The sequence below is a fragment of the Ruegeria sp. Alg231-54 genome (assembly GCF_900143525.1).
Lineage (GTDB): Bacteria > Pseudomonadota > Alphaproteobacteria > Rhodobacterales > Rhodobacteraceae > Ruegeria.
In genome coordinates this window covers 22,689-28,688 of the sequence record NZ_FREZ01000025.1, presented here as the reverse complement: position 1 = coordinate 28,688, position 6,000 = coordinate 22,689, and the positions used below count along the sequence as shown (strand labels likewise).

Genomic DNA, 6,000 nt, shown 5'->3' with positions numbered 1-6,000 from the left:
TATCCACACCATCTAGACTGACAACGGCATCCAGTTCGCAGAGCAACCCCGGAACCGGAACACTATCTATTCCAGGCCGATGCGGTTCGACATGATCTGCGAGGTCAACGGGGTTGAACATCGTCTGACAAAGCCGAACCACCCATGGACCAACGGTCAGGTCGAACGCATGAACCGCACCATCAAGGACGCAACCGTCAAGCGGTATCACTACGAAAACCACGACCAGCTTCGCCCGCACTTGGCCGACTTCCTCGATGCCTACAACTACGCCCGTCGTTTGAAGGCACTAAGCGATCTCACGCCATGCGAATACATCTGCAAAATCTGGACTTCAGGACCAGATCGATTCATCGTCAATCCAATCCACCAGATGCCGGGACTTAACGCCTAGGCATTTGTCGGTTTTTGAATCCTAAACCTAGCGCATCCCTCACTAACTACACTCCATTTTTGGTTGCACAACTCCCGTCGATCCGAAATCATAAGACAGTTTGGAGAATTTTTGCTAGTTTATCTTATTGTCACTGCACTCGACTTTGCGTGGAGGCGTTGGTCTTTTGAAGAATTCAATTTTAACGGCAGCGGTCATTTTGAGTACATTCTGTCCGCTTGATCCGAATAGTGTTGCGGCGCAAACCGCAGAAGAAGTTGAGACGGGAAACCGACTAGCAGCGGTGTTGCGAGCCGGTAGAAGTGTCGTGTCGAACAGTCAGGACCTAATCAACAATCCGGATGTCACGGACAAAGGGCTGTCCGGTGAAGTGTTTTACGAGAAAGTTATTGAGGCCTACTTGGAGGCTAACGGTGAACCTCCTCTGCATGATGGGTTGGACCCACTGGAGCGCAAACTTACAGAAACGCAGTTGGACGCTATGGTCACGGTGATCAACGCAAACCAAGAGTTAATAAATGCCGAGGGAGTTGCATTCAAAGGATTTATTCCAGCCGTTTTTGCGCGGCTGGTAAATGAACAGTTCGCAGATGAAATTGGCACATCTGCAGTGGTCAAGGTAACGGCGCCCTCGGAACTTGTCCGCAATCGCATGGCCCGTCCGGATACTTGGGAAAACTCGGTCATCGAGGAAAAGTTCAAGGACTCTTCTTGGGCGGAAGGTCAGCCCTTTTTTGAAGAAACTAACGTTTCCGGGATGCCCGCATTCCGGATGCTGATCCCAGAATACTATTCTGAGTCTTGTCTTTCATGCCACGGATCGCCAGCGGGTGAAACGGATGTGACCGGTTTCCCAAAGGAAGGTGGGCAACTTGGTGATCTGGCAGGTGCAATTAGCATAACCCTTTTTAGATGAAACAAGAATCTGGTGTGAGTAACAATTGGCGGTGGGTGTCCGAAAACACTATTCCGGTGCGCATAGGATCACTGTCGGCGCTATTGTTAGCTGCTTTGGTCTTGAGCACCATCGTGATGGTCTACGATCTGGCGCGGAACCAAGCCCGCATACAAGACGCAAATACTGAGTTTCACCGGCTGGAAGTGGCAGGCCAGGCAGATCGTCAATTTGGAGAGATGAGGTACTGGCTGACGGATCTTTCTGTCAGCTTACTGACCCTTTCTGAGCGGCGCGCCAACGAAGCAAGTACGAAGCTGAATAGCAGCCTCGAACAGCTCGCCGCTTTTGCACCGGAGTCCGCAGCCAGTGTACAAGAACAGGCAAACTCCTATTACGAAACTTCTATGCTAGCGGCCGATGCTTACACAGATGGTAACAGGGTGCTGGGAAACACTTTACTTGCACAGGCCCGAGTGGCCAGTGACGCCGTCGACAAGACGCTGACGCAATTGGTCGATCATCTATCTGAAAGCGCCGACCGAACCAGAAATGAAGCAACGGTTTCCGCCAAGGCAGCGATGAACCGAGCTATCATTGCATGTGTTGTCATTGTGATATTGGGAGCGCTTCTTACTTGGCGTGCTCTGAGGTCAATCGTTGTGCCACTGCATGCAATCAACATTGCGATTTCAGGGCTAATCCGGGGTGAACGGGATGTCACGCTGCCGCCCGAAGGCCCTGATGAGCTAGGCCAGATGTCCCAAGCGCTAAGAGCGCTTCGCGACAGTCAGGATAAGCGGCGCGAACTAGAAGAAGAAGCGCGTGCGCAACGCAATACAATCCTCACCGCGATTGAAACAATCCCAGACGGATTTGCGCTGTTCGACAACGAAGACCAACTCATACTCTTCAATGACCGGTTCCGCAGCATTTTTGCACACGTAGACGACTTACTTGGGCCGGGCACTCGGTTCGAGGATATCTTGCGGCTGCAACTGGAACGAAAATCGGTTGATACCAATGGTGTGCCTGACGAAGAGTGGATTAGCAGCCGGCTTGCACGACATCGCAGACCTGACGGGGATCGCCAAGAAGTCTTGCTGGGTGGCGCATGGATTCAGGTGTCAAAACGCCAGACACCCGATGGGGGCACGGTCGCTGTTTACAGCGATATTTCTGACCTCAAGTCCAAACAGGAACAACTTGAAGAAGCCAACGCACAGGCGATCGCGGCCAGCTCGGCTAAAAGCCAGTTCCTGGCTTCCATGAGCCACGAGTTGCGCACTCCTTTGAACGCGATCATCGGTTATAGCGAAATGCTGTCCGAAGATGCACAGGATATGGGTTTCGAGACAGCGACCGATGATCTGGAGAAGATCATGGCATCCGGGCGGCATCTGCTCTCGCTTATTAATGACGTTCTTGATCTGTCCAAGATCGAAGCGGGCAAAATGGAAATGTACCCGGAACGCTTCACCCTCCGGCCCTTGTTGGACGAAGTTGCTTCGACGGTGGTGCCCTTGGTGAGCAAGAATGGAAATGAACTGGTTCTCTCTTGTGATCTCGCAGACACTGACGAGATCGAAACCGATAAAACCAAACTCCGACAGAACCTTTTCAACCTGTTGTCCAACGCGGCAAAGTTCACCGAAAGTGGTAAGATTGAGCTTCTTGTTTCCAAACTTGAAAAAAACGACACAGACTATTTTCGATTTTCAGTGACAGACGAAGGTATCGGCATGACTCCGGAGCAACGCGACAAGCTGTTCCAGGCGTTCGTACAAGCTGATCAGTCAACTACGCGGAATTTCGGAGGCACCGGGCTGGGGCTCGCCATTGCGCAAGAATTTACGCGTATGATGGGCGGGCACATCACCGTCGATAGCAAAGAGGGTGTTGGATCAACCTTCTCTTTTGAAATTCCGGCGCGCTACGATGCCGTTTCTACCTTGGTTGACGATCAAAGGGAGGCGTCACCAGGCACTGGTCTGGGCAGCGTGCTGATCGTAGATGATGAAGAAGACGCACGGAACGCGGTTGCACAAATCGTGCTTGAGGAAGGGTATGATGTCTTGCTGGCATCGAATGCGGAGGCAGGCATGGAAATCGCGCGCTCGCAAAAGCCTGACGTTATACTTCTGGACGTTATTATGCCCGAACGCGACGGTTGGTCCATGTTGAAAGAACTCAAGGCAGACTCAAAGCTGTGCGAAACACCCGTCGTCCTGGCCACGATTGTCGCGGATCGCGACATGGGCCTTGCTTTTGGAGCGATCGAGCACCTGATCAAGCCGATTGATCCAGCTCGGCTGATCGCAACGCTAGATTCAATCGCCTCGGGTCGCGACAAAGACGTGCTGATCGTTGACGACGATATGTCAACGCGGAACCTGTTTCGCCGTATTTTGACGCGCAATGGTTGGACAGTGCGCGAGGCGGCAGACGGTCACGGCGCGCTCAGCCAGTTGAAATCCAAAAGGCCGACTCTGATGGTATTGGACATTATGATGCCGAATGTGGACGGTTTCGATGTGCTAAAAACGGTTCGCACAACTGATGGGCTTGCCGATTTGCCGGTTATCGTAGCCACGTCTAAGGATCTGACGCGGGACGAGCTGGATTGGTTGAAAGCCCATTCAGATGAGGTCATCCGCAAAGGAGATACGGGTCGAGGTGATCTGATTGCGGCACTGAAACGCCAGTTACAAGATTATTCATAAGTCGGAAAGATTAAGGCGATGGCAAAGATACTTATTGTGGAAGACAACGATATGAACCTCGATATGCTGTCGCGCCGGCTGCAGAGAAAAGGCTACGATACCGTATCGGCCCGCGATGGTCAGGCCGGCGTTGAACAAGCCCTATCGGATAAACCAGATCTGATTTTAATGGACATGAGCCTGCCCATAATCGACGGTTGGGAGGCGACAAGACAGATAAAAGCAAACCCAGACACGAAAGCTATCCCAGTTGTCGCTTTGACCGCCCATGCGATGCAGAGTGATCGTGACAAAGCCATGGAGGCAGGTTGCGATGAATTCTATACCAAGCCGATCGAACTGCCTGGGTTGCTGGAGATTATTAAAAAACTGCTGGACGGGTAGCGCGGCATGGTTTCCAAGAACCGAAAAGACAAGTTGGCACTAGCCACCCGCATTTCCCAAAACCTCAATGGGCCGTCAGAAGCGATCGTAGGGTTTCATAACCTGCTGATCGAGGAGGTGCGCAGAACTGGGCCAGAAGCTGCGTTGGAGGATTTGCAAAAGATTGGAGTCGCCGCCAGAAACCTTGTTCAGATGATCGAATTGTTGGGGAAAAGTGCGCACCAAATCTCGGCCGACAAAGACGCTCAGGCAAAATTACGGCATGATTTGCGCTCACCGATCAACGCGATCATTGGGTATTCGGAAATGGTGCTGGACGATTTCAAGGAAGATCTGAAGCCTTCTACTCGCAGCGACATAAACGCGATCCTGAGCGAAGCGCGCAAGCTGGCGCTACAGATCGATAGCACCATCAGTGATGCGGACATTCCGCAAAGCGCTGAGGACAGTAACAGGGATCAGGAAATTGCAGCTAGCCTGGAACGCAGTCTTGCGAACTTTGATGCCGGTCGCGAAGCCCTGACCGGACGCATCTTGGTGATTGATGACGAGGCGGCCAATCGGGAAATCCTGACCCGTTTGCTGGAGCGCCGAGGACACAGTGTGCGATCGGTCGGCTCGGCTAGCGAAACTTTTGAAGCACTAGATCGCGAGGGCTTCGACCTTGTTCTGTTGGATATCCTAATGCCAGAGGTAAATGGCATCGACGTCCTCGAAAGAATGAAAAAAGATCCCTCTTGGTACGAAATACCCGTGGTCATGGTTTCCGGTCTTAACGAGACGGACGCAATCGCCAAATGCATCAGTGTAGGCGCCGAGGACTATTTGCCAAAACCTATCGACCCGGTATTGCTGCATGCGCGCGTCGATGCCTGCATGGAACGAAGCCGCTGGCGCGCTAAGGAATTGGCGCTCGCAAATGAGATAAAATACGAACGTGACAGGGCAGACAAATTGCTACACTCGATGCTGCCCGCGCCAGTTATCAAACGCCTAAACGATGGTGAGATAAACATCGCTGATCGCTTCGCTGGCGCAACCATAATATTCGCGGATATCGTAGAATTCACTCCGCTGGTTGCCCGCATGGACGCTGGTGACTTAATCTTGGAATTGTCAAAGTTGTTTACTGCATTTGATGACCTGGCCACCCTGCACGGCATCGAAAAGATCAAGACAATTGGAGACGCCTATATGGCGGCATCCGGGATCCCCGTGCGTCGCGAAGACCACGCGCAGGCGGCAGTAGGCTTTGCACGAGACATCCTAAGGACGATGTCTGACAGCACAGTAAGCAGCGCGGGGCTGCAAATCCGCGTAGGTGTCCATTCCGGACCAGTCATTGCCGGTCTGATCGGGCGAAAACGGTCAATTTATGATGTGTGGGGAGAAACCGTGAACCTTGCCAGCCGTCTCGAGGCCACAGGCAGGTCGGGGCACATCCACATCTCTGCCCAAACCAAGGATGCGCTAGGTGATCATTTGCCCAACACGGAAGCGCAAACTCATTTTGTCAAAGGAGTGGGTGAGATAACATCCTACTTCGTATCCTAAGGCTTGTGATGCAGCTTTGCGTCCTAATCGTTTCGAAAGTTTTATAGCTG

The 6,000-nt window shown here is 52.4% G+C and carries 4 protein-coding genes and 1 pseudogene; all 5 read left to right on the top strand.

Features of this window, described 5'->3' with window-relative positions:
- Nucleotides 1-16: 16 nt before the first annotated feature.
- Nucleotides 17-394, top strand: a pseudogene (locus DHN12_RS23725) (integrase core domain-containing protein); the annotation flags it as partial.
- Between the two features lie 166 nt (nt 395-560).
- Nucleotides 561-1,310, top strand: a complete 750-nt coding sequence (locus DHN12_RS23720) for a DUF3365 domain-containing protein (RefSeq protein ID WP_199913580.1) — start codon at nt 561-563, stop codon at nt 1,308-1,310.
- On the top strand, nt 1,307-4,012 hold the full coding sequence (locus DHN12_RS23715; protein ID WP_108862414.1) for a response regulator: 2,706 nt from the start codon (nt 1,307-1,309) through the stop codon (nt 4,010-4,012). The genes DHN12_RS23720 and DHN12_RS23715 overlap by 4 nt, the downstream gene beginning before the upstream one ends.
- An 18-nt stretch (nt 4,013-4,030) precedes the next feature.
- Complete coding sequence (locus DHN12_RS23710) at nt 4,031-4,396, top strand: response regulator (protein ID WP_108862413.1); 366 nt, start codon at nt 4,031-4,033, stop codon at nt 4,394-4,396.
- Nucleotides 4,397-4,402: 6 nt separating this feature from the next.
- The gene (locus DHN12_RS23705) at nt 4,403-5,950 is read left to right on the top strand and encodes an adenylate/guanylate cyclase domain-containing response regulator (RefSeq protein WP_108862412.1); all 1,548 of its coding nucleotides are present in this window, start codon (nt 4,403-4,405) and stop codon (nt 5,948-5,950) included.
- The last annotated feature ends 50 nt before the right edge of the window (nt 5,951-6,000 follow it).

Bases quoted from the DNA above. Each gene is read 5' to 3' on its own strand.
- DHN12_RS23705 (WP_108862412.1), top strand. From the start codon at position 4,403: ATGGTTTCCAAGAACCGAAAAGACAAGTTGGCACTAGCCACCCGCATT.
- DHN12_RS23710 (WP_108862413.1), top strand. From the start codon at position 4,031: ATGGCAAAGATACTTATTGTGGAAGACAACGATATGAACCTCGATATG.
- DHN12_RS23715 (WP_108862414.1), top strand. From the start codon at position 1,307: ATGAAACAAGAATCTGGTGTGAGTAACAATTGGCGGTGGGTGTCCGAA.